This is a genomic window from Clostridium sp. UBA4548 (assembly GCF_002387895.1).
Taxonomy (GTDB): Bacteria; Bacillota; Clostridia; order Clostridiales; family Clostridiaceae; genus Clostridium_J.
Genome location: NZ_DGLI01000025.1, coordinates 49,679 through 76,487, shown reverse-complemented (window position 1 = coordinate 76,487; position 26,809 = coordinate 49,679). Strand labels below are relative to the sequence as shown.

Annotated in this window: 28 protein-coding genes and 1 riboswitch; all 28 genes read right to left on the bottom strand. The window is 31.6% G+C overall.

The genetic code is table 11. The features are described from left to right. Positions 1-132: 132 nt before the first annotated feature. Positions 133-1,176: a flagellar hook protein FlgE gene (locus B3040_RS09790; protein WP_291572704.1), complete on the bottom strand. Its 1,044-nt coding sequence runs from the start codon at positions 1,174-1,176 to the stop codon at positions 133-135. A gap of 133 nt (positions 1,177-1,309) precedes the next feature. Then, entirely contained in the window at positions 1,310-1,927 is a 618-nt protein-coding gene (locus B3040_RS09785) for a flagellar hook assembly protein FlgD (RefSeq protein ID WP_291572703.1), read from the bottom strand. Positions 1,928-1,953: 26 nt separating this feature from the next. Continuing rightward, positions 1,954-3,417 (bottom strand): flagellar hook-length control protein FliK, encoded by a 1,464-nt coding sequence (locus B3040_RS09780; RefSeq protein WP_291572700.1) that lies wholly within the window; start codon positions 3,415-3,417, stop codon positions 1,954-1,956. Between the two features lie 4 nt (positions 3,418-3,421). Continuing rightward, positions 3,422-3,859: a flagellar export protein FliJ gene (fliJ, locus tag B3040_RS09775; protein WP_291572698.1), complete on the bottom strand. Its 438-nt coding sequence runs from the start codon at positions 3,857-3,859 to the stop codon at positions 3,422-3,424. A 19-nt stretch (positions 3,860-3,878) separates the two neighbouring features. Then, positions 3,879-5,189: a flagellar protein export ATPase FliI gene (gene fliI / locus B3040_RS09770; RefSeq protein WP_291572696.1), complete on the bottom strand. Its 1,311-nt coding sequence runs from the start codon at positions 5,187-5,189 to the stop codon at positions 3,879-3,881. A gap of 66 nt (positions 5,190-5,255) precedes the next feature. Beyond that, on the bottom strand, positions 5,256-6,011 hold the full coding sequence (locus B3040_RS09765) for a flagellar assembly protein FliH (RefSeq protein ID WP_291572695.1): 756 nt from the start codon (positions 6,009-6,011) through the stop codon (positions 5,256-5,258). Continuing rightward, positions 5,986-6,999 (bottom strand): flagellar motor switch protein FliG, encoded by a 1,014-nt coding sequence (gene fliG / locus B3040_RS09760; protein WP_291572693.1) that lies wholly within the window; start codon positions 6,997-6,999, stop codon positions 5,986-5,988. The genes B3040_RS09765 and fliG overlap by 26 nt, the downstream gene beginning before the upstream one ends. 3 nt (positions 7,000-7,002) lie before the next feature. Continuing rightward, positions 7,003-8,562 carry a flagellar basal-body MS-ring/collar protein FliF gene (fliF, locus tag B3040_RS09755; protein ID WP_291572691.1) on the bottom strand — a complete coding sequence of 520 codons (1,560 nt, stop codon included), beginning with the start codon at positions 8,560-8,562 and terminating at the stop codon, positions 7,003-7,005. Positions 8,563-8,577: 15 nt separating this feature from the next. Continuing rightward, the gene (gene fliE / locus B3040_RS09750; protein WP_291572689.1) at positions 8,578-8,886 is read right to left on the bottom strand and encodes a flagellar hook-basal body complex protein FliE; all 309 of its coding nucleotides are present in this window, start codon (positions 8,884-8,886) and stop codon (positions 8,578-8,580) included. A 10-nt stretch (positions 8,887-8,896) separates the two neighbouring features. After that, positions 8,897-9,328 (bottom strand): flagellar basal body rod protein FlgC, encoded by a 432-nt coding sequence (gene flgC, locus B3040_RS09745; RefSeq protein WP_291572687.1) that lies wholly within the window; start codon positions 9,326-9,328, stop codon positions 8,897-8,899. A 2-nt stretch (positions 9,329-9,330) separates the two neighbouring features. Next, positions 9,331-9,732 carry a flagellar basal body rod protein FlgB gene (gene flgB / locus B3040_RS09740; RefSeq protein ID WP_291572685.1) on the bottom strand — a complete coding sequence of 134 codons (402 nt, stop codon included), beginning with the start codon at positions 9,730-9,732 and terminating at the stop codon, positions 9,331-9,333. A gap of 624 nt (positions 9,733-10,356) precedes the next feature. After that, positions 10,357-11,193 carry a flagellin gene (locus B3040_RS09735; RefSeq protein ID WP_291572683.1) on the bottom strand — a complete coding sequence of 279 codons (837 nt, stop codon included), beginning with the start codon at positions 11,191-11,193 and terminating at the stop codon, positions 10,357-10,359. 139 nt (positions 11,194-11,332) lie between these two features. Further along, on the bottom strand, positions 11,333-12,532 hold the full coding sequence (gene fliB, locus B3040_RS09730; RefSeq protein WP_291572681.1) for a flagellin lysine-N-methylase: 1,200 nt from the start codon (positions 12,530-12,532) through the stop codon (positions 11,333-11,335). Between the two features lie 220 nt (positions 12,533-12,752). Further along, a complete protein-coding gene (locus B3040_RS09725; protein WP_291572679.1) occupies positions 12,753-13,991 on the bottom strand; it encodes a motility associated factor glycosyltransferase family protein in 1,239 nt (412 codons plus the stop codon). Between the two features lie 21 nt (positions 13,992-14,012). Continuing rightward, on the bottom strand, positions 14,013-14,369 hold the full coding sequence (locus tag B3040_RS09720) for a hypothetical protein (protein ID WP_291572677.1): 357 nt from the start codon (positions 14,367-14,369) through the stop codon (positions 14,013-14,015). Between the two features lie 219 nt (positions 14,370-14,588). Further along, positions 14,589-17,780 carry an IPT/TIG domain-containing protein gene (locus B3040_RS09715; protein ID WP_291572675.1) on the bottom strand — a complete coding sequence of 1,064 codons (3,192 nt, stop codon included), beginning with the start codon at positions 17,778-17,780 and terminating at the stop codon, positions 14,589-14,591. 64 nt (positions 17,781-17,844) lie between these two features. Then, positions 17,845-17,936: riboswitch (cyclic di-GMP riboswitch) on the bottom strand. A 1-nt stretch (position 17,937) separates the two neighbouring features. Beyond that, positions 17,938-18,774, bottom strand: a complete 837-nt coding sequence (locus B3040_RS09710) for a flagellin (RefSeq protein ID WP_291572673.1) — start codon at positions 18,772-18,774, stop codon at positions 17,938-17,940. A gap of 79 nt (positions 18,775-18,853) precedes the next feature. Beyond that, positions 18,854-19,690 carry a flagellin gene (locus tag B3040_RS09705; RefSeq protein ID WP_291572671.1) on the bottom strand — a complete coding sequence of 279 codons (837 nt, stop codon included), beginning with the start codon at positions 19,688-19,690 and terminating at the stop codon, positions 18,854-18,856. A 239-nt stretch (positions 19,691-19,929) separates the two neighbouring features. Beyond that, entirely contained in the window at positions 19,930-20,298 is a 369-nt protein-coding gene (locus tag B3040_RS09700) for a hypothetical protein (protein WP_291572669.1), read from the bottom strand. Further along, positions 20,299-21,849: a flagellar filament capping protein FliD gene (fliD, locus tag B3040_RS09695; protein ID WP_291572667.1), complete on the bottom strand. Its 1,551-nt coding sequence runs from the start codon at positions 21,847-21,849 to the stop codon at positions 20,299-20,301. It abuts the gene before it with no gap. Positions 21,850-21,867: 18 nt separating this feature from the next. Next, the gene (gene fliS, locus B3040_RS09690) at positions 21,868-22,257 is read right to left on the bottom strand and encodes a flagellar export chaperone FliS (RefSeq protein WP_291572665.1); all 390 of its coding nucleotides are present in this window, start codon (positions 22,255-22,257) and stop codon (positions 21,868-21,870) included. A gap of 30 nt (positions 22,258-22,287) precedes the next feature. Continuing rightward, the gene (locus tag B3040_RS09685; RefSeq protein ID WP_291572662.1) at positions 22,288-22,647 is read right to left on the bottom strand and encodes a flagellar protein FlaG; all 360 of its coding nucleotides are present in this window, start codon (positions 22,645-22,647) and stop codon (positions 22,288-22,290) included. A gap of 15 nt (positions 22,648-22,662) precedes the next feature. Further along, entirely contained in the window at positions 22,663-22,878 is a 216-nt protein-coding gene (gene csrA / locus B3040_RS09680) for a carbon storage regulator CsrA (protein WP_291572660.1), read from the bottom strand. Between the two features lie 5 nt (positions 22,879-22,883). Beyond that, entirely contained in the window at positions 22,884-23,309 is a 426-nt protein-coding gene (gene fliW, locus B3040_RS09675; RefSeq protein ID WP_291572658.1) for a flagellar assembly protein FliW, read from the bottom strand. Between the two features lie 13 nt (positions 23,310-23,322). After that, the gene (gene flgL, locus B3040_RS09670; protein WP_291572656.1) at positions 23,323-24,249 is read right to left on the bottom strand and encodes a flagellar hook-associated protein FlgL; all 927 of its coding nucleotides are present in this window, start codon (positions 24,247-24,249) and stop codon (positions 23,323-23,325) included. Between the two features lie 14 nt (positions 24,250-24,263). Then, on the bottom strand, positions 24,264-25,919 hold the full coding sequence (flgK, locus tag B3040_RS09665) for a flagellar hook-associated protein FlgK (protein ID WP_291572654.1): 1,656 nt from the start codon (positions 25,917-25,919) through the stop codon (positions 24,264-24,266). A 9-nt stretch (positions 25,920-25,928) separates the two neighbouring features. Further along, positions 25,929-26,342, bottom strand: a complete 414-nt coding sequence (locus B3040_RS09660; RefSeq protein WP_291572652.1) for a flagellar protein FlgN — start codon at positions 26,340-26,342, stop codon at positions 25,929-25,931. A gap of 3 nt (positions 26,343-26,345) precedes the next feature. Beyond that, the gene (gene flgM, locus B3040_RS09655) at positions 26,346-26,633 is read right to left on the bottom strand and encodes a flagellar biosynthesis anti-sigma factor FlgM (protein ID WP_291572650.1); all 288 of its coding nucleotides are present in this window, start codon (positions 26,631-26,633) and stop codon (positions 26,346-26,348) included. Positions 26,634-26,809: the final 176 nt, after the last annotated feature.

The following is a 26,809-nucleotide window of genomic DNA, read 5'->3' as shown; positions in this document are numbered from 1 at the left end:
CATTTTTTTGCATAAGCTTATAAGTAACAAATTGTATAAGAAGCAAGCTCAACTTCTAAAGTTAACATTCAAACTATATGAGTACGCACTACTAATGGTAATGCAACTTATTAGAGCTTGCTTCCTAATTTATTATCTTTTTAAATTAACTAATTCTTGAAGTATCTCATCTCCAGTGCTAATAACCTTACTACATGCTTGGAAAGAACGGCTAGCAACTATCATATCAGTGAATTGTACAGCTAAGTCTGTATTTGACATTTCAAGTGCACCTTGAACTATATCCCCATAAGCTTTACTATTATCATCAACCTTATCTGAACCTTTTCCTGATCTTAGCACCGGCTCTCCTGAGTTAGATGATGAAGAATACATATTTTGTCCTAGTTGTTTAAGTCCACTTTCATTATTAAAAGATACCATAGCTACTTGGCCAAGTGCTGTCCTACTACCGTCTGCAAGAACAGCAGTTATAATTCCATCTTTTTCAATTGAGTAACTTTGAATTTTTATGTCCATATCAACTAGATTTCCTGCTGAATCTTTCACCTTGGCTTGAACTGAATCTGGAATTCTTAAAGAAACTAATTCTGTTCCTACAGCCTTAAAATCCTTATCATCAGGATTAACAAATTTGAATTTGTCGTCATATACTGCATTGCCATCATATAATGGCGCTGTATTCGTTGCATCCTTTACCGCATAACCCATAACTCTATATCCATTAGAGTTTAGTAAATTACCATATGGGTCTAACTTGAAAGCTCCATCTCTAGTGAAGCTAGTCTGCATACTAGAACTCATTGTATGGGCTTTAGGATCTACTGTTATTTTACCATCTGCACCTTCAGCTGGTCCCTTAGCAACTACAAAATATCCTTTTTGATCTACAGCCAAATCAAGTGGTCTTCCTGTTGGCTGTAAACTACCTTGGTTGGTATTTACATTTATACTTTGCACCGAAACTCCAAGTCCTACTTGAGAAGGATTAGTACCTCCTAAATTCAAACTAGGACTGGAAGAATTTTTTATCATTTGATACATACTGTCTTGAAAAGTCACTGATGAAGCTTTAAATGCAGTAGTTCCAGAGTTTGCTATATTATTACCAATTACATCCAACTTTCTCTGATTTGCATTTAATCCTGATATACCTGAATACATTGAGTTTAACATGGTTTATTCCCCCACTTTACTTTAAATTAATTAATTTTTTTAATTTTTTAATCTCGTTTAAATACTAAATTATACATAATATTAGTTGAATCATTTTCACTCTGCAGATTTACCAAAGTTATGTAAAATAAAATTATCTTATATTAGTTATGTATCCATATGGATAGTCATTTATCTTACCATTTACATCAAGTTTTACCATAATTCCATTAACATCCCTATAAACTTCCTTAACAACTCCTTGTACCTTACCATTTGCATCTTGAATATCAACTGTTTTACCAATTAATGCAGAAGTATTTATAAAGTTTATATTGTCCTTGCTTCCATCTTCTATATTTAAAATATCACTAACCTGATCATAACCATACTCTACCAGTTTACCGCTACCATTATCCACAGTAATAAACACTTCATTTCCCCTTTTAAATACAGACTTTACTACTCCAGATTCTTGGACACCTTGTCCATTAAATACATCTAAAGCAACAAATTTACCATTTAAATTTTGTGCTCCAGTCAATCTCATGGTACTATTTAGGGTTGACATTTGCTCCAAGGATGCAAACTGTGATAACTGAGTTATATAAGCTGTAGTATCCTGTGGTTTCGTTGGATCTTGATTTGACATCTCAGCAGATAAAATTTTAAGAAAAGTGTTTTTGTTCATATCCTCACCTGGTTTAACTATAGGTGTGCCCCTTTCAGTAGTTTTATAGATTTGGGCTGCATTTTTAGTTGAAACTTCCATATAAACCTCCATTAATAAATTATTACTTATATTAACAAGTTAACAGCATTCTCATGAATTGCTTGTTCCGTTATAATTTCTTCTTCAAGGAACATATCTTGTTGTATGTTGTTTTTTTTCATAAATTTCTCAGATTCATGTTGCTGTTGTTGATTTTGGTTTAGATTACCACTTGAAAAAAAAGTAGTATCCTCATTATATAAACTTATATCTACAGATTGGATTTTACTATTATCTTGATTAATCTTTTCATTTATATCTCTAAGACCTAGGCTTAACATTTCAACTGCTTCCTTACTAGTTGCCTTTATTGCTGCTTTTAATGCACCATTTTCCATAGTTACAGATATAAATACCTCACCAAGTTCCTTAGGATAAATTTTAACACTTAAATCTTTGATTCCATTTAAGTCCATGAATTTTACTGCCTTAACTATATCCTCACTAAAGGTACTTTTAGAAATGTACACTGGAACTTTACTATTTGCATCTAATTTGTTCAGTTGAGAGTTACCATCACCTAGAAAGTTCATAAAGTTGGCAACCCTATCAACCTTTGAATCTGATTTATTTCCTTCTATAAACTTTTTAAGTAAGTCACTTTCTTTTACTGAAGAAGCTTCTTGTAAATTTTTATTAGTCTCTACCCCAGTTTTGTGTTCTACTTCTTCGAATATATTATAGTGAGTGCCATTAGTATCAAAAAGTCCATCACGTACTTTTCCATTATATACATTGAAATCCTCATTTTTACTGCCTTTTAACTTCGCTAAGATGCTTTCCAATAATTTGTTATGGATTTCAGTTTCTATAGGATTGTTACTAGTATCACCGATTACTTCCTTACCAACTGTAGAATTATTAGTGTTATTTTCACCCATAAGTTCATTGATAATTCTTGATGGTATGATGTTAAGTAAAGTGCTCGGAATACTTTCCTTACCATCTTTTCCTATTAGTTGTGTAAGCATATTCATCATATTTTCTGCTTCAGCAGGATTTTTGCTTTTTATTTCTAAATTCATAAGTTTTAGCATATTTTTAATCTCTTCATTTGCATTAGAACTTTTCTTAAGCATTGCTATTATTTGTTCTAAATCTAATCCAAATAGATTAAGTATATTTGCTAATGTTTCTTCATTAATAACATGCTTTTCTGATAAACTATCTAATTCATCAGAAGAATCTTCTTCTTTGTGTGATTCATCCAATTTGGTGCAATTATCATTATGCTTATTTTTGCTCTTCTGCGTACTACTAGTTGTATCATTTTCAACTTTTTTATCTTTAAAAGACTTTTCAAGATGGTTTGCTTCATCTTTAGTTGAGTTTGTTCTTGCTGTAGAGTCATTATTTTTCCTTGACTTATCAGTTTTTAAAAAACTTGCAAACTTATTTTCACTTACACCTTTACTTATACACTGGTTTGAGTTTTTATTTTTAATGGATATCGAAGTTTGATTACTTAATTCTAAGTTAGAAATATCCACTAACTCACCTCCTGTTTTGTCTTATAAACCCATAAAGGGAAAATTCATCATTTTGAAGTTGTTCAATTCTATCTTGCTCAGCTAAAAACGCTTTTTTTTGTTTTTCTTTTAAAATTTCAACAGTTTTCCTTTGAACTTGAGCCTCTATTAAATCTGCTCTTTTTTCTTCTAGCTCATTGATTTTTTCATCCAAAGTTACAACAGTAGCTTCAATAGTGTGATGCAATAAATTTAAATAATTTTGCTGTATCTTTCTTTCATAAGTTGAAGAAGTTATATCCATATCAGAATACTTTGAGTAACTATCTTCTAAATTATCTAATTGTCTTTGCACCAATTGCTTTTCTTGATTTGCTTGCATAAACAATACTTTCGTTTTTTCTTCTTTTGCTTCTCTAATTTCTAAAAGTTTTTGCAGTTTGAAACTGTACCCATTTGCCATAGAAACTTCTCCTCAAAATTTAATATGAAAACATATTTAGAAGTCTATCTAAACTTTCCTCAAAATTCGTATGCTCATTAATATCTTGCTTTAAAAATTCATTAATTAAACTTATATGCTCAATTGCCATATCAACTCTTTTATTTGTACCTTTTACATAAGCTCCTAAATTTATCAAGTCCTCAGAATCCTTATAAGCTGCTAATAAATCTCTAACTAAAGCAGCAGACTTTTGATGTTCTTGCTCTGTTATTTGAGGCATAAGCCTTGAGATACTTCTTAATATATCAATAGCTGGATAATGGTTTTTAGCAGCTAAATCACGTGATAGTACAATATGACCATCTAAAATACCTCTAACTGCATCAGCTATAGGCTCATTAAAGTCATCTCCATCTACCAACACTGTATAAAAGGCTGTTATCGACCCCTTGTCAGACATCCCACTTCTTTCTAAGAGTTTAGGAAGCATAGCAAACACTGAAGGTGTATATCCTTTTGTTGCTGGTGGTTCTCCAATAGCTAGTCCAATTTCTCTCTGAGCCATTGCAAAACGAGTAACAGAGTCCATCATTAATATAACCTTTAATCCTTTATCACGAAAATACTCAGCAATAGCTGTAGCTGTAAAAGCACCTTTTAATCTTACTAATGCAGGTTGATCAGATGTAGCACATACTACAACACTTCTTTTCAATCCTTCATCACCAAGATCATTTTCAATAAATTCTAAGACTTCTCTACCTCTCTCACCAATAAGGGCTATAACATTTACATCTGCTTTAGCCTCTCTTGCAATCATTCCTAAAGTTGTACTCTTCCCAACCCCTGATCCAGCGAAAATACCAATTCTTTGTCCTTCTCCACAGGTCAAGAACGAATCAATTGCCCGAACTCCAGTTGAAAGCACATCTTGTATTCTTCTTCTCCTAAGAGGGTCTGGAGGCATAGCCTCAATTGGATAAGACGAATACCTATTAATCTTGTCCTTGTTTAGTGGATTCCCAATACCATCTAGAACTTTTCCTAACAACTCATCTGTACATTTAACACTAAGCTGTTTCCCACTTGGAACAACTCTGCATCCTGGTGAAATCCCAACCAAATTTCCTAGAGGCATCAGAATGATATTATCTGATTTAAATCCAACAACCTCTGAAATTATAGGCTTGTTTCTTTCGTTATATATGATACAAACTTCCCCAACGAAAGCTCTAATGCCTTCAACTTCTATAGTAAGTCCTATAACATTGGTGACCTTACCTTCAACATACTTAAAACTAGTATTTTCAATATTATGAGATAATTTATCAAAATTTAAGGCTATCATTACTTCACCTATTTCCTTAATACCAATTTTTACAAAACACAAATGTTAAAATTTTATGGTTATTGCTTAATTTTGTTCCATTAAAATTTCCTTAAGCTTTTTCATGCTGTACTCTATGCTTAATGTAGTACTTCCTCTATCTTTCTCAATGATGATTGTTCCATCATCAAGTAGTGAATCTTCTATAACAAAAATCTCTCCCCTAAAAGCTAACTTATTTTTAAAACTTAAAATCTCCCCTTGAATTGCAGGATAGTGATTAGTATTACACTTAATTATAAAAGTCTTCTCTTGCTTTTCTTCCTCTAAAGTTTCAAATATTAGTTCATTTAATGCTTCTGGGTAATTAACTTCTCTTTTAAGAATAGTCTCAACAGTGCTAATTATTAGATTTCTAAACTGTTGCTCCTTCTCCTTTATAAATTCGTTATACTCTTCTCTAGCTTGAAATAGCATGAACTTTGCATTCTTAATTATTTCATCTCCCTGAATTTTACCCTCATTTAAACCCTTTTCATAGCCTTCCAGATAACCAACATTTTGACCTTCGTCATAACCTTTTTTAAATCCCTGTTCTTTTGCATCATTTTCAATAATTTTAGCTGATTCATAAGCTTTATATATGATGCTTTTGCTTTCACGTTGCGCATTTCCAATGATACCTGCGGCTATTTTTTCATAAGAGTTTGATTCGGTATTGGTTTCAACCCTATGAGATTCTACTTCCTTTGGCATTATAAAATCTGCTTTAATTTCTTCATTTCCTTCATTAACAGCACAATTTTTCTTTATAACTTTATAAGACGATTGCATCTTGTCCACCTCTTGAAACTGTAATCTCTCCGGCTTCTTCTAACCTTCTAATTAGTCCAACAATTTTTTGTTGCGCCTTTTCAACTTCTACAAGTCTTACAGGTCCTAAGAACTCCATGTCTTCCTTCAATGTCGCAGCAGCTCTCTTAGATTGGTTTCTCATGATAACTTCCATAACTTGTTCAGATGAACCTTTAAGAGCCAAGCATAATTCCTTTGAATCCACTTCACGTAAAATTCTTTGAATAGCAATATCGTCAAGAGTAATAATGTCCTCAAATACAAACATAGATTGTTTAACCTTTTCAGCAAGTTCTGAATCTTCTCTTTCCAATCCCTCTGTAATGTTTTTCTCTGTTCCTCTATCTACTTGGTTTAAGATATTTACAAGTGATTGTAATCCACCTACCACATTATTTTCAGAGCTTATAACATTTGAAAGTTTACTATTAAGCACTGCTTCTATTTCCTTTACAAGAAGAGGGTAAACATTACTCATAGTAGCTATCCTAAATGCAACTTCACTTTGCAAATCTGTAGGAAGTGCAGATAAAATTTGTCCAGCTTTATCTGGCTGAAGATGACAAAGTATTAGCGCTATAGTTTGAGGGTGTTCATTTACAATTACATTTATAAGTTGAGTTGCATCTGCTTTTCTTGCAATTGAAAATGGCCTGTATTGTTGTGAGTATTCACTAACCCTCTCTAAAATCTCACCGGCCCTTTGAGTTCCTAAAGCCTTTGAAAGAAGACTTCTTGCATACTCTATACCACCTTCAATTATATAATCCTTAGCCTTGTTCATCTCCATAAATTCATCTAAAATCATATGGCGTTCATCAGACTTGACAGTATTCATATTAGCAATTTCATAGGTAATTTTTTGAATTTCTCTTTCAGGTAACCGCTTAATAATACCAGAGGAAGCTTCTGGACCTAAGGTGATAAATAGTATAGCAGCCTTTTGTATTCCTGTTAATTTCTCAGTTTTAGACATTAATTATCTCCCTTCCTCCTCTGCAAGCCAAGATTTTATTATATCTGCAACTTGTTCCGGCTTTTGTTCAGCATATTTTTTTACCTCTTTAATTATATGATCTTTTTGAGTTTCTGTTTCTAAATTTAACGATTCAAAGCTTTCTTGTGGCTTTGGTGTTATAGTTTCTCCAATTACCATATCAATACCCTCAAAATCTTCTATATCATCTTTAGCTTTACTTCTTCTTCTCATAGATGACAAAATAACAATTAATAATATAAGTGCCGCTCCGCCACCAACTCCTAAAGCAATAAGCTTATTTCTTTTAGCCTTAGCTTCTTCAGATTTCATTTCATCTAAACTTTTCTGAGCTAAATCCTTTGCTTCTGAATTGAAGGATAAACTTTCAACAGAGATGTTATCTCCTCTTTTTTCATCAAATCCAATAGCCTCACTGACAAGGTTTGTTATTGACATACGAGTTTGTGCATCGATCTGACCATTAACTACAATTGATGCCGTAACTCTTTCCACTTGACCTGGAGCTGAAACTACAGTCTCGTTCTTCTTAGTTGGTTCATAATTTTTGGTAGTTTCTTTGTTTATAGTTTTTTCATTACCATTTGTAGCATTTTGAACATTAGTTAAATTATTGTCAACAGTACTTCCTGAAGTATTTCCTCCTGTAGAAGTTTCATTACTAACTTCATGCTCACTAACTATCGGTCCTTCTTCATAAATAGTATTCTCCTGCTTTTTCGCATCAAAATTAACCTTAGCATTTATCGATACTCTAATACCATCCTTGTAAATAGGCTCTAATATATTTAATATTTTTTTCTGATATTCATCCTCAATTGTTTTCTTTGTTTGTAACTGCTTATCGGAGGATACTGTATAGTTATCCTTATCTTTATCAAAAATCCCCTCAGTTAACAATTTGAAATCATCCGATACTATTGTTACATTTTCCTTAGGTAAGTTTTCCACACTTCCTGAAACCAAAGAAACAATTGCTTTAACTTGTTCTTCACCTAATTGCTTACCCTTAACCAACTTTAATGTAACTGACGCTGTAGCTGGGGAAGGTTTTGTTACAAAAGCAGAGTTATCTGGAAGAACTAAATTTACCTTTGCCCACTCAATAGCATCAAAAGACTTAATAGTTCTTTCCAATTCTCCTGATAATGCTCTTTGATACATTATCTTAGCTTCTGAGTCAGTTGGTGCTACCTTTCCATTATCAAAAAGTTCAAATCCACGACTTCCTTCTGACAAGGAAACTTCAGATAATAGTTCCATTCTCAGTTTATCAACCTGACTTTTGGGAACCATTATTGAATCCCCTTCTACTTTATAGCTTACCTTTTTACTATCTAGCCCAGCAATGATAGCTCCTGAATCTTGTGAATTCAAATCAGAAAATAACACTACATACTTTGGATTAACATTTACATAAATTAGAATGCCAATAACTAAAAGTGCTACAGTAGTAATGATAGAATAAGCTACCTTTCTAGACTTGCTCAGTTCTTTCCATTTGGTAACAGCACCTTTTATCGTGTCTGATAGCTTGTTCAAAAATTTCACCTCCTACTATACCTGCATTTTATTAAATTCCTCATATACATTTATTAGCTTATTTCTTATTTGTATAGCTAACTCTAAAGATAATTTTGCTTCTTCAGTGGCAACCATAACTTCATGAATATCCTTCTCGCCTTTTATATATCCCTGTACAGTATTTTCTGATTCTATTTGCTTATTATTAACCTTGCTAAGCTCGCCTCTCAAAACTTGACTAAAAGATTGGCCTTGTTGTTCCTCAACCTGTCCTTCCTTATGTATATCAATTAGATCTTGCTGAAACACCCTCATATTAGGGGTATATTTATTAATTACCATAACCTAACTCCTATCTTCCTATTTCTAATGTTTTAATAAACATACTTTTGTGGGCATTCATTGTATTAATATTTGCTTCATATGCTCTAGTTGCAGCAATTAAGTCTACCATTTCGTTCAGTACATTTACATTTGGCATGTTAACATAACCTTCATCATCAGCATCAGGATGACTTGGGTCATACATCTTTCTTAGTGGCGACTTATCATTTTCAACCCCTACTGCTTTAACACCTAAATTCTTTCCTTCTACTTTTCCAGTAGCCTTATTAAACTGTGATTTCATATTTTCTTGAAAAGTTGCAATTTTTCTAATATAAGGTTGTCCATCCTTTCCTCTTGTTGTAGATGCATTTGCTATATTAGATGCTATAGTATCTAACCTAAGCCTTTCTGCTGAAAGCCCGCTAGCGCTAATTCTAAGTCCTCTAAAAGCTTCCATTATTAACGTCCTCCTCCCTGAATAACACTTCTAGTTGAAGTGATTTTTCCATTTATAATCCTAACTAATGACTCATACATCATTGAATTAGCCGCTTGACTTGTCATTTCACTTTCAATATCAACATTATTCCCATCTTCTCTCATAGAAGTACTGGTATCTTTTTTTATATTAGGACCTTGAGAAGAATTTGAAATATGCTTACTATTAGTAGTTACAACAGTAGTTTTATCCTTAGCACTACTTAACACGTCTTCAAATGGCACATAATACCTTTTATAGTTTTTAGTATTAACATTTGCTATGTTATTTGCAATTGCTTTATTAGCTGTAACAGTGTAATTCATTGACTTTTTGACTAAGTCATATGTACTTTTGCTAATTGAATTAATATCATTACTCATTACATCACCCCACAGTTTATTAATATTAGACATTTTATTGTTTTTTCCTTCTTTTATTTTACACAAAATGAAAATTTTATCCTATTTTAGAATTTTTTTTCGTTTTTTGCGGCTATTTTTCTTATTTTATTTTAATATAAATTAATACTTTATTCAAATACAATTTTTATGAATATTTACCCAGTAATGTTAATTGTTTTTTAGTTTATTGCATATTTATGCGCATTATTCTGCATAAATATTAATTAAATTTCAAATTTTAATTAATTCTCCGTCATTTATTTATAATTTTTTTTAAACTATTTTAAGCAAAAAAAAACAAATTCCCCCTCTTTTTTTCATTATGTAAAATATAATTTTGCGCGAAATTATATTTTATTATATTTTTTTAATTTAATTAAAATCATTTCATAATTAATTAATCATTCAACTCGTTTCTTCGACATAACTATCTTTTAGTTTATCTAGAGAAGTTGTTTGAGTAATTTTTATAATACATATTTATCCTTGTGCTGTTATTTGAATAAGTTTGCTTTGTTCATATATTGTTTACAACTAAAAAAAGCTAGCTAGAAAGTTAACCTTTCAGTCAACTTTTAGCTAACTCTTTTTTTAGAAATTCATCTAATAACTTCGAATATTCTCTAAAATTCTAAGAACATCTTGAGGCATTTTGTTTGTTTGTGACATAATAGAGAATCCAGTATTCACTAACAAAGAAGCTTTTGAAAGCTCCATCATTTCTACAGCTATATCAGCGCCAGTAATCGTAGCAACTGCACTTTCCGCCTTTAAAGATACCTTACCAGTATAGTTGTAAGTACTTTCAAGCCTATTGGCTATTCCTCCATGCTTACTTCTATATCTATTAATATTATCTATGGCCTCATCAAGATTGTTAAGTGTGTTATCTATATCTGCGTTAGTAGTAATATTAATTTTGCCTCCATCAATACCCAATCCTACTGAAGTTAAATCACATAAAGGCAATTCCACTTCATCACCAGCATAGCTTCCTGCTAAAAGTTTAATTGATTTACCATTATTCCCGCTTGCTAGTAGGTTTATCCCATTCATCCCAGTTCTATTAGCAGTATCATCTATGTGCTTACGTAATTCATTAATTTCAATCTCTATAGAGTTTTTATCCTTAGCATCGTTCATTCCGCCAGCTTGAACAGTTAATTCTCTTATTCTTTGAAGGCTATCTTCAATAATTTGCATTCCTCCATCAGCCACCTGCAAAAGACTCATTCCATCTTGAATATTTCTTGATGCCATTTGAAGTCCTCTAACTTGCAATTCTAATTTCTTTCCTTTTGCCATAGCATTTGGATTATCTTTGTAATTTTGAACCTTAAGTCCTGAACTTATCCTGCCAAAAGCTCTACTTTGATCTACTAAATTATCTTTATATCTTCTATAAACATCTACAGAAGCCATATTATGATATAATCTCATTTGCTCTCCCCCTGTTAATTTAAATTTTATATTTATTTTATTATTGACCTTAAACTCAAAATTCAGTTTATGCCTATTTTAACTGTATAATAAACAAAAGTTATAATGATCATACTGGAATTTATTATGTAACACTATTCTAATCTTTTAAAAGTAATATCATATTTTCTAATGTTACTGTTCCTTTTTGTTTTAATTCATCATATGCTATCTCAATAATTTTATCTCCATGATTGTAAGCTCTTTCATAGGAATGTATTAGCTTTATAGCTAAATTTTCATCAATCCTTTTATATTTCCCACTAATTCCAATTAAATAAGTTTTTATTAAAATATAATTAAATGCTAATATGCAATATTCATCAAACAAATTATGCTTATTAGAAAAAGGAAATAGCTTTGTAAAAACATAATGGACTAAATAATTTTCTAAGATATATTCATGATTTTTAACAAACTCTTTATAATAGCATTCATAATTTTCATTATACTTAATTGAGTTAGTTAACCCAGTATCGGCTTCTTCTGTCATCCCCTCATAAAAGTCTTTCATAAAAGACTTAAATACTTCATTTTGAATACTGCGTCCTCTCAGACTATCAATCATCACAGTAAAATTAAATTGATTTTTACTGTCTTTTTTATAGCTATTTAGAATGCTATGTACATCATTTATACTTAATATCATGCTAAAAGAATTAATTGTAGAAACTAAGGCATTTTTATTTTGCTCATTAATTTGGCCTGAACATTGTTCGATAAAAACTCCTAATATTGCTAGTCTTTCCCAAAGATGAAAGTTTCTATTTTGTAGTAAATCTATGATAAACTCTCTTACTAACCAAAATATATCTTCATTCTTTACTGCTTGATTAGTTATAAATGCTTGAAAAGTAAGATTCATATCAATTTCTGTAAAACTCATTTTATCTCTATTTAATAAGGCTACTCTTGCCACTTCTGGACACGACAAAAACAATGATTCCTCATAAGAATCGCCAACTCTATTAAAAATTCTAGGATAAATTTTACAAGTATAACAAAGTGCATCATGCCCTAATTCACTATGAATTGAACAGAGCTTGTCATTATTTAAAAAAGCACACATTTTATTTACGTCTAAAATAATCTTTGCATAATTTGATTCATTAGTACTTTTGTTATTTAACTCTATGTTACTATTAAATTTTTCATTTAATAGCATATTTTTAGATTTTTTATAGGTATAATATGTATTTTTATCAATATCAATGCCCCATTCTTGACAGCAAGTATCTTCACATTGCGAACCTATACAACTAAAATTCAATAAGAACTCAGGGACTAAAAGTTTATTCATATTCTCACCTCAATTATTATATTCGTTTATTTTATAAATCACTTAACCCAAATTAACTTTAACTACTATTTTTTATACTAAATATAAAGTTAATATTAGAATAACCCGACTTACAAATAAGCCTTATACACTAAAAAGTAATTTCAAAACAATTTCTTCTTTAAGCTTCTCATACCTAACTTATGTTATTTATAGCTTCCAAAACGCATTTTAGTCTCTTTTATATTAGTGTGTTTATGAGATCAGAAATATCTTTTTCAACTGTACCTATAATTTTAGCACCTTTACTACAGTTAACAAAAGTAACGCTAGGATTTTGTTGTATTGTCCTTTCGATCCACCGCTTAAAACTTAGTAATCCTTCTGTTGTTGCCAATTGTTCGCCATTCATTCCTAAAACAGTTTTAAAATTCACCTTATTAATTCCTTCATCAGTAGCTAATCCTGAGTGGGTTTTATTATTTAAGTAAGCCAAATCTTGACCTACAAAAATAATTGGATTAGCTCTTGTCTTAATAGCAATATCTAAAACTGCAGTTGCAACTGATCTTCCTGTATTTATTTTTATCGTTCCTTCACGTTCTTCATTATAGAACATATACTTAGGGCCAGTATATGTTTTAACTGCCAAGTTACAAGCTGTGCTTAAAAAACATAGTGGTATTGCGAGATTTTCAAAATCTTTTAATTGATCAAAATAAACTATATCTTGAGGATCTATAATGCAAATCATGTCTGGCTTAATTCCATTTTTCATTAGGTATTTTAATGCTCTTCCTACAGCAAAAATTCTAACCTTTCCATAAAGTCGTTTTAAATCATTAACTACTATTTCCAATGATGGACCTGCAGCCACTAGTATTATAGGTTTATTTTTTATACTGTTGTCCTCAATAAATTTATCTATTTTGATATATTGTACTCTTAGATTTTTTAAGTAATTATCTTGTGCCATATGTGAATACTTTTTCACAGCTAACTTACCTATTTCAAAGTCTTTAATAATAGTTTTTATATTACTATATTCTTCTGGCAAAACTTTTAAAGAAGGTTTCCAGATTAAAATATCCTTACAATAACTTAAGACTTTTGATAAGTTATCTAAATTTTCATAATTATATCCGATAAATATCTGAACTCTTGGATTTGAGATAATTTCATCTAGGAACCCATTTGACTTAGATATATTAAACACCTCTTTATCAAAGTCAAATATTATAATCTTACAATTTAAATCAGTATTTTCCAATAGTGATTTAATGTGGTATCCACAACCTATTCCGTATACAACAACCTTTTCTTCATTGATATAAATATTTTCATTGCTTTTAATGTAAGCATCTGCCTCACCAGTTGGATTATATTTACTATGTAAAAAAACACTATCAACAGTGATTGTCTTAGTATCATCTTTCCCATTTACTATTTTAATAAGTCTACTATTACTTTTATTACCCATAATTCTTATAACTCCTCTATTTTACAAAACACTTTTTCCAAGAATAGAAATTATCTCAAGGTGCCAAATTTTAAGAATTAGATTAATTTCATAATTTAATATATCTCCTAATAATACAAAGTCACTTCGCTGAATCGCTTCAAACATTTCATGTAACTTTTCCATCATATCTTCAATATTTATTTTACTATTTTGTTTATCTACGGTTAATGATACAGCTTGCATTAGATCGTCCAACCCTTGTGTTAAACTTGCAATTGCATTTAACGCTTCTTCTTCTTTATCTTTTAATAATAAGTTACTTATATCATCAATATCTTTAAGGATTTCAATAATAAATTGCTGGCTAGTTTCTAATAATTCTTGTTTTTTTTTCATATATTTACGCTCCTTTGTTTTGCTATAAAATTAAAGGTTATTTATAGATTTCATAACTATCCTGTTATTGTATTCTATTTTAACATACTTTAATTAAGGTTCATAATAAAATACAAGTTAGTTTTTGCATTTATTAATTTTATCGTAAAATATATAAAATTCTTTAATCCCTTAATAAAAAAACCTCCCACAGCTATGTGAGAGGCCAATAACTAAAATCTATTTATATTCATAAAACATTGCATTACTTTCAATGCCTTCTGAATTAACCAAAGTCAACTTATAGATACCTGAACTTGAAACTGCTGGCATCTTTTGTCTTGCATAAGTAGCATTATAAAAATTAGTTAATATACTTTCATGTATTACAGTACCTGATGGGTTATATATTCTTAACTTCATGTTAGCAGCAAAACCAGTACCATAAAAATAGAGGTATGTTCCACCCGTTATAGGTCCCGCTGATACGCTACTACCTGTAACTACTGTTTTCGTAATAACTGGAACTGGAATTGAAGGCTTAGCCTGATAAGTAAAAGTTGTAGTTGCAGTAATTCCACTTGGATTTCTTACTTCTACATCAACAGTACCTCCCTGAATAGGTAATCCTAATGACTCAGCAGAAGGCATCGATAATATTTTAATTTGATTTGTAGTACTAAAATATGAGTTTACCTCAATACCATTTATATATACCTTTGCGTTTGGATCAAAAAATGATCCACTAATGAAATTTGAATATCCTCCACTATAAGAACCAGTATTTGCCGATAAACTAGTTATAGTTGGTACTGGCAACGTGTAAGTATATGCAGCTGGAAGCATAACACTTAGCCCGTCTGGATTTATTATCTCTAAGTCTACTGGGCCTGCTGTAGTAGTTTGTGGCATTTTTATCCTAAATTTTATATTACTATAATAAGTAGCTACCGGTATCTCAACACCACCTAACTTTACAGTAAGATTTGGTTGGAAACCAGTTCCGTTAACATATACATATTCTCCACCAATTGTAAGTCCAGTGGTTTGTGATAGACTTGTAATTGTTGGTGCTGGTGCTGGTGGGAGTGCTAAATAAGTATACGCTCCAGGTAACCTTGTAGCCTGTCCATCTGGGTTTATAACCTCTAAATCCACAGCACCTTCTATAGTAGTTGCTGGTATTTTTATTCTAAATTTAGTAGAATCATAATAAGTTGCAACAGGTACTTCAACACCACCTAGCTTAACAGCAAGGGTATTTTGGAATCCCGTTCCATAAACATATAAATATTCTCCACCAGTTATTAATCCTTGAGTTTGTGATAAACTTGTAATATTGGGTGCTGGTGGTGGTGGTGGCGCTAAATAAGTATATGCTCCTGGCAATATCGTAGCTTGTCCATCAGGATTTATTACTTCTAAATCTACTGCACCTGCTACAGTACCAGCCGGTATTTTTATTCTAAACTTAGTAGAATCATAATAAGTTGCAATAGGTACTTGAACACCGCCTAGTTTAGCAGTAAGACCACTTTGAAAGTTAGTTCCACTTATATACACATATTCTCCACCGACTAACTGTCCTTCATTAGGTGTAAGTGAAATAATTGTAGGTGCTAATGGTTTTGGTGGTTCAACATACGTGTATGCTGAAGATAGCTTAGCCGTTTGACCATCTGCATTAACTACAGTTACGTCAACAACCGAAGCTGCAGTAGCAGCAGGAATTGTTACCTTTATAGTATTTCCATCTATGATGGTTAAGCTAGTTCCCTCGATTTCTCCAAACTTCACTGAACTAACTTTTTCTAAATTTGAACCTGCGATTGTAACTACATTTCCACCCTTTAACTCTCCTGAATTAGGCGTTATAGATGTAATTGCCGGTGTAGGGTTCCCATTGTAAGTATATGCACTTGGTCTAGTTATTGTAGTTCCGTCTACATTTGTTAATGTTAGGTCTACCGTTCCTGGAGTAACACCTTGAGGAACATAAGCATAGACTAGCATTGGATTCTTATAAGTAGCACGTGCTTCAACTGTACCAAAGAAAACTTTAATTCCACTAGCAAAGTAATTTCCTTCTATAGCAACAATATTGCCTCCTTCTAGAGGTCCATTGTTAGGGTTAATCTTTGTAATTACTGGACTAGCCCAGTATCTATAGCTAGTTGTTGCAAACTGACTATCATCATTTGTAACCTTTACAGCTACGATTCCAACAGTGCTAGCTGGAACCGTTGCTCTAATTTCGTTGGAATTTACAACTGTCACATTAGTAGCTAACTTGCCTCCGAAATGAACTGTAGCTCCTTGACGGAATTTATCTCCTCTAATTATTACCTCATTTCCTCCAGCTATTTCTCCATTATCGGCTTCAATAGAAGTAATTATTGGTGCAGGATATTTAACTGTAATAGAAGGTGAAGTAACTGTAAATTCTCTTTTTGCTCCAGCGAAATCGCTATAGGATACTGTAGTATTTGTGCCTACTGGTATAGTTCCCATAGGTTGTCCCGACTTATGCCTTATTTTATAAGTAAAATTTAAGGTATCTTGCTTTAATTCTAAGAAGTTCCAAGTTAATTCATTACCATTTATTGTTGGTTTAGGAATATTTCCATCTGCTGAACCTGGAACTAGTTCGAAATTTGGTGCAATTGTATCTTTAACAATTACATTATACGCACTTGCAATACCTATCTCTTGTACTATGGCTTTATATATTGCATCTAATCCCTGTGATCCTAGCACGAAGTGATGATGATGCTCAGTAGTTGCCATGTTTTTAAGAAGAGTATTCCACTGATTTGTATCTGGATTATCAGTAGACCCTAGTAATGCTATAGTATAAAATACTATCCCTAAATCCTTAGCTTGTTGTGCAGCATTTAATGCATCCTGAGTATTACTAGCAGCACCATCTGTTAAAATAACAATAACTGGCTGCGCCTCAGGTCTATGGTTAGATAAAACATTTATTGCTGATCTTATAGCTACTCCGGTTTGAGTACCTCCACCTGCAGATAAATTGCTGATACGATTTTTTACGCCCGTTACATCAGTGGTTAATGGTGTAGCATAGGCATTATCACTAAAATCCACAAGACCTACCTGATGCTTAGTCATATCCATTAAATCAATAAAAGATTTTGCTGCACTTTTAGCAGCTTCCATCTTTTCTGTACCCATACTTCCTGACTTATCAATTATCAATACAACATCATTTGGCTTTACCACATCTACTGGCGGTGTTCCTTTAATTGATAGTGTAACTTCTGCTTCTTCTTCGTTAGTCATTTGAGTAACATTCACTGTTTTAGTAACAGAAACATACTCAGTAGCTGCTTTAACAATGTTTGTCGGTAGTATAAATGTAACCATGTAAAGCAGTACTAAAAAAGAAGAAAGTCCTTTTTTTGATTTCATAACATTTCCCTCCTAATAAAATATTTATAAAAAAAAGTAATAGCAGTGTACTATTACTTAAATTAATAGCAACCTGGCAATCTTATTAGTTTTATAACTTAATGAAGACCCACGGCTTTGCGTCACTACATTTCTATAGCTTTGCCCTTAAACAAAATTATTTTAAAAGGTCAAGAATCCTTTGTGGTGCTTGATTAGCTTGAGCTAGCATGGCTTGTGATGATTGCATTAGAATATTTTCCTTTGATAATATCATCATCTCTTTTGCCATATCCACATCTCTTATTCTTGACTCTGCTGCTTGTGTATTTTCTTGTCCATTATTCAAATTATTTATAGCATGCTCAAGTGCATTTCTCGTAGCTCCTAAATCTCCCCTTTGGGAAGAAACCTTTTCAAGAGCTTTGTCTACTCTAGGTATGTCTAACTTATTTAATCCTGGAGTACCATATGGTGCCAACATACTAGATTCAGGTAAATCTAATCCGAAAGGTATTGTAAAGTCCTTATCTGCACTAAATTTAATCTTCATTAACTGATTTTCATCTGCTCCTACTTGAACAGTTACTTCTGGTATTGAACCATTTAATAATTTCATGCCATTGAAGGATGTAATTTCAGCAATCTGGTTAATATTTGATAAAATTTCACTCATCTCTTTTTCAATAGCTTCCCTATCTATAGTAACATTAGTATCATTGCATCTTTGAACTTCTAGTTCTCTAAGCCTATGAAGAGATGCTTGAATTTCATTCAATGCCCCTTCTGTTACATCAGTTAGAGAAATTGCATCTTGGGCATTTCGAGAAGCTTGTCCAAGTCCTCTTATCTGGCCTCTCATTTTTTCTGATATAGACAGACCTGCTGCATCATCTGAAGCCCTGTTTATTCTTAATCCTGACGAAAGTTTTTCAGCTGACTTACCTATGTTTACATTTTTTTCCTTGCCACTTCTATGAGCTTGCATTGCACGCAAGTTATGATTAATAATCATAATACCACCCTCCTTTAACTAAAAAGAAATTTGATAATAAAAAGGCTAGAGAGTTCTCTAGCCTTTCTATTGCACCAAATTATCTTAATAATTGAAGAACTCCTTGTGGTGCTTGGTTAGCTTGTGCAAGCATTGCTTGAGCAGCTTGAGATAATATATTATTTTTAGAGAAACTCATCATTTCTTTAGCCATATCTACATCTCTTATTCTTGACTCAGCAGCTTGTAAGTTTTCTGAAGAGTTGTTTAAGTTGTTGATTGTGTGCTCTAATCTGTTTTGCCATGCTCCAAGAGCAGATCTACCAGATGATACGCTATCAATTTCTTTTTGGATAGCTGTAATTGCTGTAGATGCTTTATCACTTGTCTCAACTTCAACTTTACCTGCAGCAACTGCTGTATTATCCACAACATCACCTAAGTCTATTCCTGCAGTTTTAAAATCTAACTCCATAACCTGGCCTGCGTCAGCACCAACATGAATTTTAACTACATCTGCAGATGCATCTAATAATTTTTTAGTGTTAAATGTAGTATTGTCTTTAATTCTTGTAATTTCACTATTTAGTGCAGTTAATTCAGAAGCTATTGAACTTCTATCAATTGTAACGTTTGTATCGTTTGCTCCTTGCACTGCAAGTTCTCTCATTCTTTGAAGAATTGAGTGAACTTCATTTAAAGCACCCTCAGCAGTTTGAATCATTGAAATACCATCTTGAGAGTTTCTTGAAGCTTGATCTAATCCTCTGATTTGTCCTCTCATTTTTTCAGAAATTGAAAGTCCTGCAGCATCGTCTCCAGCTCTGTTTATTCTTAACCCTGAGCTTAATTTCTCCATAGATTTTCCTGAATTAACATTGTTAGCAGACATGTTTCTGTGTGCATTCATAGCATTAAGATTGTGATTGATTATCATTTTATATACCCTCCTTGAATTTAAAGTGCAATTCCTTTTGCACTGTTATATATTTAAAAGTCTTTGACTCTTAAAACTTAGTAATTATTGGTTATATTTTTATAATCGTTTCTTACTATTATTACTTTATAGTATTTTGAAAACTTTTTTTATTTTTCGACTATAAGTAATTTAAGCTAACAACTATATTACATTTATCGAAACATAAATACAATGCTTTATAGCAAATATGGAAATTTTTACACTTGTTTGTCAAATAATTTTATATTTTTGTAAAACTCCCTATTATAGTCATTATTGGCACTTTTAGCAGATTGAACTTTTTTAATCTCATTTTGAGTCCATTTCATCTTATCTTGAATTAAAAAGACAGCTTCTTGTTCCAATTCCATAATATTAAAGTTCTTACAGTACAATTCAAAATCATTTGTATTATACTGAAGTTTCTGTATAACTTTAATAATTTGCTGCCTTTCCTCTATTAAATCTAAAAGCTTGTCCACTTCATCTTCTCTTAAATCATGTATTATTGTTTTAGTTAAGTCTTGAAATCCTTTTAATGCTTCGAATAAATTTGTCATGGAACCTCTCTCGTCTAGTATATCCACCTACTGAGCCCCGCCGCCTAGTTGTTGTGCTAGCCATGCAGACTGTGAATTCATATTATTCATAGCTTTTTCTAATTGAGCAAATCTTAAATAATAGGCATTTTCTCTTGCTGCTAAATTTTTCTCTAGGTTTAGTATTATTTTGTCTTTTTCCTTCATTTGATCTGTTAATATATTGCTATTCTCTGTACTATTCCCTTTTAAACCAGCTTTTTTTATAAGAACACCCTTTTCTCCAAAAGGTGAAGTATATTTTTCTACTATAGAATCTAATCTTCTTACTATTCCTTTATTCTTTATATCTACACCATCTTTTGTAAATAAATTAACAACTTCACTACCTTTAGTCTTCATTACCTCTGAAAACTTCTTCTTAGCATCTTCGGGTGTCAAATTATCATTTAGGAATATTTTGCCTCTTTGTGTAGTATCTTTAGATGTAGAAAATCCTATTTCTTTAAGACTTATTCCTGCACCTTCCACAGCATCTGTAAATGCAAGTCGCAACTCAGAAAGCATAGCTTTTAAACTACTATCTCCTTTAATTAGACCCTCTTGAGCCTTTTCTTCCCACTTTTTGATTTCATCCTCTTTCATGTCTTTTTTCTGATCTTCAGTTAAAGGTGAATAGGAATATTGTCTTTTTTCCTCAGTTTTTTTAGTAACTTTATCCACTAACTCATTATATTTATTTATAAAGCTCACAATTTTATCAAAGGTTTTGTCACTATCAGCTGTCACACTTGCAGTAGAAACTCCTTTTCCTTTAAGTGAATAAGAAACACCATCAATATTAAAATCATTACTTTCTTTTGAAAGTAATTTAGTTGCTCCTGATGGGTCTGTTATGGCAACAGATCCATTAATTCCAGAATCACTTAATGTGTTTATTTTTAAATTTGTTAGTAAAGAACCAATTCCATTTTCAACAGAGATGCTAGCATTATCCCCTGTTGTTTTTGTTTCTATTGTAAATTGTCCTGTAAGTTCACTAAATCTCGCTACTGCTGCGCCTTTAGTTTCTGTGGATATTTTGTCAGCAAATTGCTGCAACGTCATGTTGGTATCTCCCACTACAATTTCTATTGGAGTACCTCCATTTACAGTTATTTTTATACTATCAGTAGCATTGATAGTTCCTAACACAGTAGCCTCGGATAGTTTTGTTCCTCTGGTAGCATTATTAATCACGTTACCTGTAATTTTACCTGATTCCGCTAAATTCTTAACATCTACTGTATAGGTACCTTCTAGTACTCCTGTTGTAGATGATGAGATATTAGCAACTAGAGAATCTTTATTTGTCACACTATATGCAGAATAATTTTTAATTGACAATAGGTTATTTTCAGGTTTTGCATTATCAAAAAAAGAACTTTTCAAATCTCTTATATCCTTAATAATGTCTCTGTAAATATCTTGTTTCCATTGTAACACTTGTTTATCTTGTTTAAACTTATCTACTTTCATTCTATAGGGTTGCATCATTTGCTTAACCATAGTATCAGTGTCTAACCCCGTAGCCATTCCCCCAAATCTAATTTTATCCATAATATATCACCACCATAATTATTTTCCACTTTTAGATAATCTATAGGCCTCATTCCAAGTGTCTCTAATATCCTCTATCAGTGGAATTATCTCATCCATTATTTTTAAATCCTTTTTAATATTGGCATCAATTAGTCTTCTAGTTATAAAGTCATAAATGTTAAATAAATCATTTAGCCAAGGTTCGCCACTAGAAGTATCTAAGGTTGCCATTAATTCGTAAAATATATTTTGTGTCTTAATAATGTTTTCATGGGCTTTTGTAATTTCTTTGTCTGCTATAGCCTGACTACCTATCTTAGAAAATTTTACTGCACCATCTAAAAGCATTAAGAATAACTGTTCTTTAGATGCGAAATTAATACTATTATTTTTATAAGCATTGTAACCATTATTAGAAGCTAACATTCTCACATCTTTCCTTTCAGCTTAAAGCAATTATGCTTTTTTATCAACTGCCAATCCTACTAGTTCGCAAATTCTATTCACCATATCAATTATCTTTTCTGGTGGAATTTCTTTTAAAACTTCTTGCGTTTCTTCGTCCACTAATTTTAATACCATAATATTTGACTTTTCATGCCTTTCATATCTTAATATAGCATGACTATCTCCAAAAAATCTATTAATGTATCTTACAGCAGACTCAACATCCTCATCTGTATAATCTTTGGTTCCTATAAATTCAAATTCATTGTTACGATTATTTTCCAACTCTACTTTTTGTTCATTTTTACTTACTAAACTATAGTTATCAACTTCTATAGCTCTTCCTACATAAATTTCACTAATCCCCATCTTTGCACCTCATATCTATTTCTTTAATCCCCTTAGAATTGAGTTGTCAACTAAAACTGCATTCTTATTCTCTAGAGTTATTTCATCTCTTAATTCTTTTCTAAGTATTGAAACGGATTTTGGAGCCTCAATTGCAAGGCGAACTGTACCATTCTCAGCCTTAACTACGGTGATTTCAATATCATCACCAACAAGTATTGATTCTCCCTTTTTCCTACTTACAACTAACACTTGTATCACTCCTTAAAAAGTGGTTCTTTTATTTTGTACTTTTCATTATCAATTATTATCTGCATGGCTAAATTATTACATACATTAATTATTATAGGAGCTTTAAGATTAGTTGTAATTTTATTTATATCTGAGTTTAGGGTAGCTGTAGTATAAACTAAAACATCCTTTTCCTCTTTAATGTTTAACTTTTCAATACACTGATTACTTAATTTAAATTCATAATCATTTTTAAAATCGAAAGGGGATACTATAACTATTTCAACACTGTCATCTTCTATTGAATGTAAAATACTAAACAATTCATTTCCTTCTACAGGTATAATTATAAAATTTCTAAGACTTTCAAAACCGAAAATGCCATTTTCAAAGGTTATGATTTCTTTTTCTTCATAATTTATTGTTTCGTGATACTTGCTTGTAAGCTTCATAAATTTATCTCCATTATCTTAAAAACTCGAGAAGAGTTGGTTGCAGTACCTTTGCACTGGTTTGCAAAGAAGCCATATATACTGTTTGTACTGTAGCAAACTGCATGGTTTTTTCTACATAATCTACATCTTCATTATCAGAAAGTATCTCCACCATATTGAAATTTTGCGCCTCATTTAAGCTTTTTGCGTTTTCCATTCTATTTTGAATAGTACCATTTTTCGCACTTACTGTAAGTACGTTGTTAATCGCTTGATCTATTTTTTCTAAGTCTACACCTATAATCTTATCCCGGTCTGCTGAATTGCTTAAGTGGGATAAAATATCATTAAACAAAGCTGGCAAATCATTAGTTGTTCCTCCAAAGTTGAACACCTCTGCAGCATTTACATTATATTCTACCGTTACACCAGCAGAAATTTCCACTTCTAATTTTTTATTTATATTTGCTTCATTTAAAGCATTTATTTTTATTGAGTTCACACCACCACTTACTGTTACATCTACAGGTTTTGACGTACCTTGAGCCCCTCCAAAAATATACTTACCATCAAAAGTACTATTCATAATTTGGGCAAACTCTGCCACTCTTTCATTTATTTCATCCTTAATAGCCGTAAGCTGTGTACTACCGTAGGAAGCATTCCCTGCGGTATTCATTAGCTCCCGAATTCTATTTAAGCATTCTGTAGATTGAGTTAGTGCAGTATCTGTAGTATCCATCCAATTAAGAGTGTCCTTTATATTTGAATTGTACTGTTCATTAGTATATATCTCACTGTACATTTGCATGGAACGCGCCACTCTAAAAGGGTCATCGGAAGGTCTAGAAAATTCTTTTCCAGATGTTAATTGTTTTTGAAGCTTACTCATATTACCTAAATTTCTGTTCATATCACCTAGAAAGCTAGTTGATAACATGCTATTTGTTATTCTCATTATTTCACCTCTTACTACCTTTTAAGACCATTAATAACAACATCTAAAAGTTCATCAACTGTTGATATCATTTTAGCATTAGCTTGATATGCGTGTTGAAACTGGATTAAATTAACAGTTTCCTCATCCATAGATACTCCCGAAACCGAAGCTCTTCTTGTAACTAGTCCCTCCAGTAGCTCTCCTTGGTTTTTTACAATTCTTTGTGCTCTTTGTCCTTCGACTCCTAGCTCACTTACCGTGGTTTTAAAATAACTTTCTACTTTAGCTCCACCTACAATTGACTTTTTAGTCGGAATAACAGTACTTGTATCAATGTGATCAGTCATAAACTTACTATATTGATACTTACCATCCATCTTTGTAATATCCATTGCAAAATCTCTTAATTGAGCTAATGCAATAGCTCTCTCATTGTGTGTACTACCACTTTTGCTATCTGCAGCTGTATGTATTAACATAGGATTCTTTAATATATCATCATTTACTGTAATGTTTTCAGCAGTTATTCCGTCGAATTTTGTGTTTTTATCCGCTACTGCAACAGATTTATCAATAAAAAAGGAATTAGTATCATCATATCCTTCGTTATGAATTGCATTAGTAGAATAAGCTATAGCTTTTGCTAGCTTATTTAACTCTCCAATATACTTATCTGCATCAGTATGAACAGACATTAATCCACCAAATTTACCTGAGTCAGGCCTGAAAATCATCTTATCCACATCAGAAACTGGCTCTCCCTTTTCATCAATCCATATGGTATGAGACTCAGCTAAATCCTTATATTGTTGTTCATCTACAACTATAGATTTAGTTATATCTACCCCATCCTTATTTCTGTAAATAATGTCTACTGTTCCTGGAAAACTAGATGGTTCATTTCCAACTGTTGTTACATACTGCAACTTGAAAATTTCGTCAATATCTTGATTTTCAACCAGCATAAACTTATCATCATAGTTAGTGCCTGTTGGCCATAACTTTATACCATTTAATGCTATATCTTTTTTTGAAAATTCAAATTTAGAACTTAGTTCATCTAAAAGCAAATCTCTTTTATCAAGTAAGTCATTTGGGTTGTTTCCTGCCACAGTAACAGTTTTTATTTCCTTATTAACAATATTTATTTGTTCAAGTATTGTATTTGTTTGATAAATATTATGCTCAATCTCTTCTTGAGCATTTATCTTTACATCTGTCAGTTTTTTATAGGTGTGATTCAGCTCATCTGTAAGAGCTTTGGATTTTTGTGCTAAAACAGCTCTTGAGTCTGTTTTCTCAGGACTACCTGCAACAATATGCCAAGCATTATAATAATCAGAGAGCAACTTTGAAAGTCCTGTATCCGAAGGTTCATTTAAAATACCTTCAATTTCAGTAAGATATTGTTCTCTTACATCAAAATTTCCTAGGTAGCTTGACTCTTTTCTTATCTGATAATCAAGGAAAGTATTTCTTGTTCTTAGTACTTCATTAACTACCACGCCAGTTCCTACTTGTCCTGCACCAATTATTGTTTGTGGTCTTCCTGTTTGCAACACTAAGTGTTGTCTTGAAAATCCTGGAGTACTTACATTTGCTATATTATGACTTGTTACATTTATATTATGTTGTTGAGCAAACATTGCTCCTTTTGAAACATTTAACGTTTGAAATAATCCTGACATAATTCCCCCCTATTTTTTAAACTTCCCATACCCATTATAGGTGTTATTTTCATTTCTTGGTTTTAACATGTTAAGCATGGAATTTGTATAACTAAGAGTTTGTTTTATTATCAAGTCATTACTAAATTTTTGAGTTTTTATCTCTTCTAATAAAGTAAGTAAGCAGTTGTACAAACTGTTTAATTCTTCATCTTCCTTGAACTCTAAAATTATAGATGACATATTCCTATTTTCAGTAAGAACTCTTCTTTTAGTTTCTTCCTTAGCCAACATTTTGCTGACATCTTCAATTTTTGGTATTATACCATCAAGATTAAAAACCTCCTGATTAACTAAGTAGCTGTGCTGCTTTTCAAGGAGGTCAAGTAAATCTTTAACAATATTAACTTCTTCCTTTAAAACAACCTTCAAGTCCCAAATCATAAATTAGATTTTTCCTTTCATATGAGACATTAACTTTTCTGCTAGTGCTCTTGTGTCCACCTTATATTTACCTTGAGCTATCTGTTTCTTTATAATTTCTACATCTTTATTATCTTTAATACCTAAATTGTTTTCTTCTATAGAAAAGTGGTTTAAAACCTTCCCTATAGAAGAAATCTCACACTTGTCACCATTTTGTGATTTTGAAGTATTCTTAGATTTTTCTTCATTTGCTTTGTAATTATTAATGTACTTTATATTGTTCATATTATTAGTATTGTTAATTTTCATAAATTCTCCCCCACTTAACAACATTTTGGAAGGAATGGTTATTTTTCTTTGAACTAACTTTTTTTCTAAAAATAAACTTTGTCAAAACCTATTATTCCTTCCAAAGAAGTTGAACAAAATATCTTTTATTCATTACTTAACTTAATTTGATATATTTCTATATTCGTATATTAAGC

Bases quoted from the DNA above. Each gene is read 5' to 3' on its own strand.
- B3040_RS09790 (WP_291572704.1), bottom strand. From the start codon at position 1,176: ATGTTAAACTCAATGTATTCAGGTATATCAGGATTAAATGCAAATCAG.
- B3040_RS09785 (WP_291572703.1), bottom strand. From the start codon at position 1,927: ATGGAAGTTTCAACTAAAAATGCAGCCCAAATCTATAAAACTACTGAA.
- fliJ (WP_291572698.1), bottom strand. From the start codon at position 3,859: ATGGCAAATGGGTACAGTTTCAAACTGCAAAAACTTTTAGAAATTAGA.
- fliI (WP_291572696.1), bottom strand. From the start codon at position 5,189: ATGATAGCCTTAAATTTTGATAAATTATCTCATAATATTGAAAATACT.
- fliG (WP_291572693.1), bottom strand. From the start codon at position 6,999: ATGTCTAAAACTGAGAAATTAACAGGAATACAAAAGGCTGCTATACTA.
- fliE (WP_291572689.1), bottom strand. From the start codon at position 8,886: ATGGTAATTAATAAATATACCCCTAATATGAGGGTGTTTCAGCAAGAT.
- flgC (WP_291572687.1), bottom strand. From the start codon at position 9,328: ATGGAAGCTTTTAGAGGACTTAGAATTAGCGCTAGCGGGCTTTCAGCA.
- flgB (WP_291572685.1), bottom strand. From the start codon at position 9,732: ATGAGTAATGATATTAATTCAATTAGCAAAAGTACATATGACTTAGTC.
- B3040_RS09735 (WP_291572683.1), bottom strand. From the start codon at position 11,193: ATGAGATTATATCATAATATGGCTTCTGTAGATGTTTATAGAAGATAT.
- fliB (WP_291572681.1), bottom strand. From the start codon at position 12,532: ATGAATAAACTTTTAGTCCCTGAGTTCTTATTGAATTTTAGTTGTATA.
- B3040_RS09725 (WP_291572679.1), bottom strand. From the start codon at position 13,991: ATGGGTAATAAAAGTAATAGTAGACTTATTAAAATAGTAAATGGGAAA.
- B3040_RS09720 (WP_291572677.1), bottom strand. From the start codon at position 14,369: ATGAAAAAAAAACAAGAATTATTAGAAACTAGCCAGCAATTTATTATT.
- B3040_RS09715 (WP_291572675.1), bottom strand. From the start codon at position 17,780: ATGAAATCAAAAAAAGGACTTTCTTCTTTTTTAGTACTGCTTTACATG.
- B3040_RS09710 (WP_291572673.1), bottom strand. From the start codon at position 18,774: ATGATTATTAATCATAACTTGCGTGCAATGCAAGCTCATAGAAGTGGC.
- B3040_RS09705 (WP_291572671.1), bottom strand. From the start codon at position 19,690: ATGATAATCAATCACAATCTTAATGCTATGAATGCACACAGAAACATG.
- fliD (WP_291572667.1), bottom strand. From the start codon at position 21,849: ATGGATAAAATTAGATTTGGGGGAATGGCTACGGGGTTAGACACTGAT.
- fliS (WP_291572665.1), bottom strand. From the start codon at position 22,257: ATGTTAGCTTCTAATAATGGTTACAATGCTTATAAAAATAATAGTATT.
- B3040_RS09685 (WP_291572662.1), bottom strand. From the start codon at position 22,647: ATGGGGATTAGTGAAATTTATGTAGGAAGAGCTATAGAAGTTGATAAC.
- fliW (WP_291572658.1), bottom strand. From the start codon at position 23,309: ATGAAGCTTACAAGCAAGTATCACGAAACAATAAATTATGAAGAAAAA.
- flgL (WP_291572656.1), bottom strand. From the start codon at position 24,249: ATGAGAATAACAAATAGCATGTTATCAACTAGCTTTCTAGGTGATATG.
- flgK (WP_291572654.1), bottom strand. From the start codon at position 25,919: ATGTCAGGATTATTTCAAACGTTAAATGTTTCAAAAGGAGCAATGTTT.
- B3040_RS09660 (WP_291572652.1), bottom strand. From the start codon at position 26,342: ATGATTTGGGACTTGAAGGTTGTTTTAAAGGAAGAAGTTAATATTGTT.
- flgM (WP_291572650.1), bottom strand. From the start codon at position 26,633: ATGAAAATTAACAATACTAATAATATGAACAATATAAAGTACATTAAT.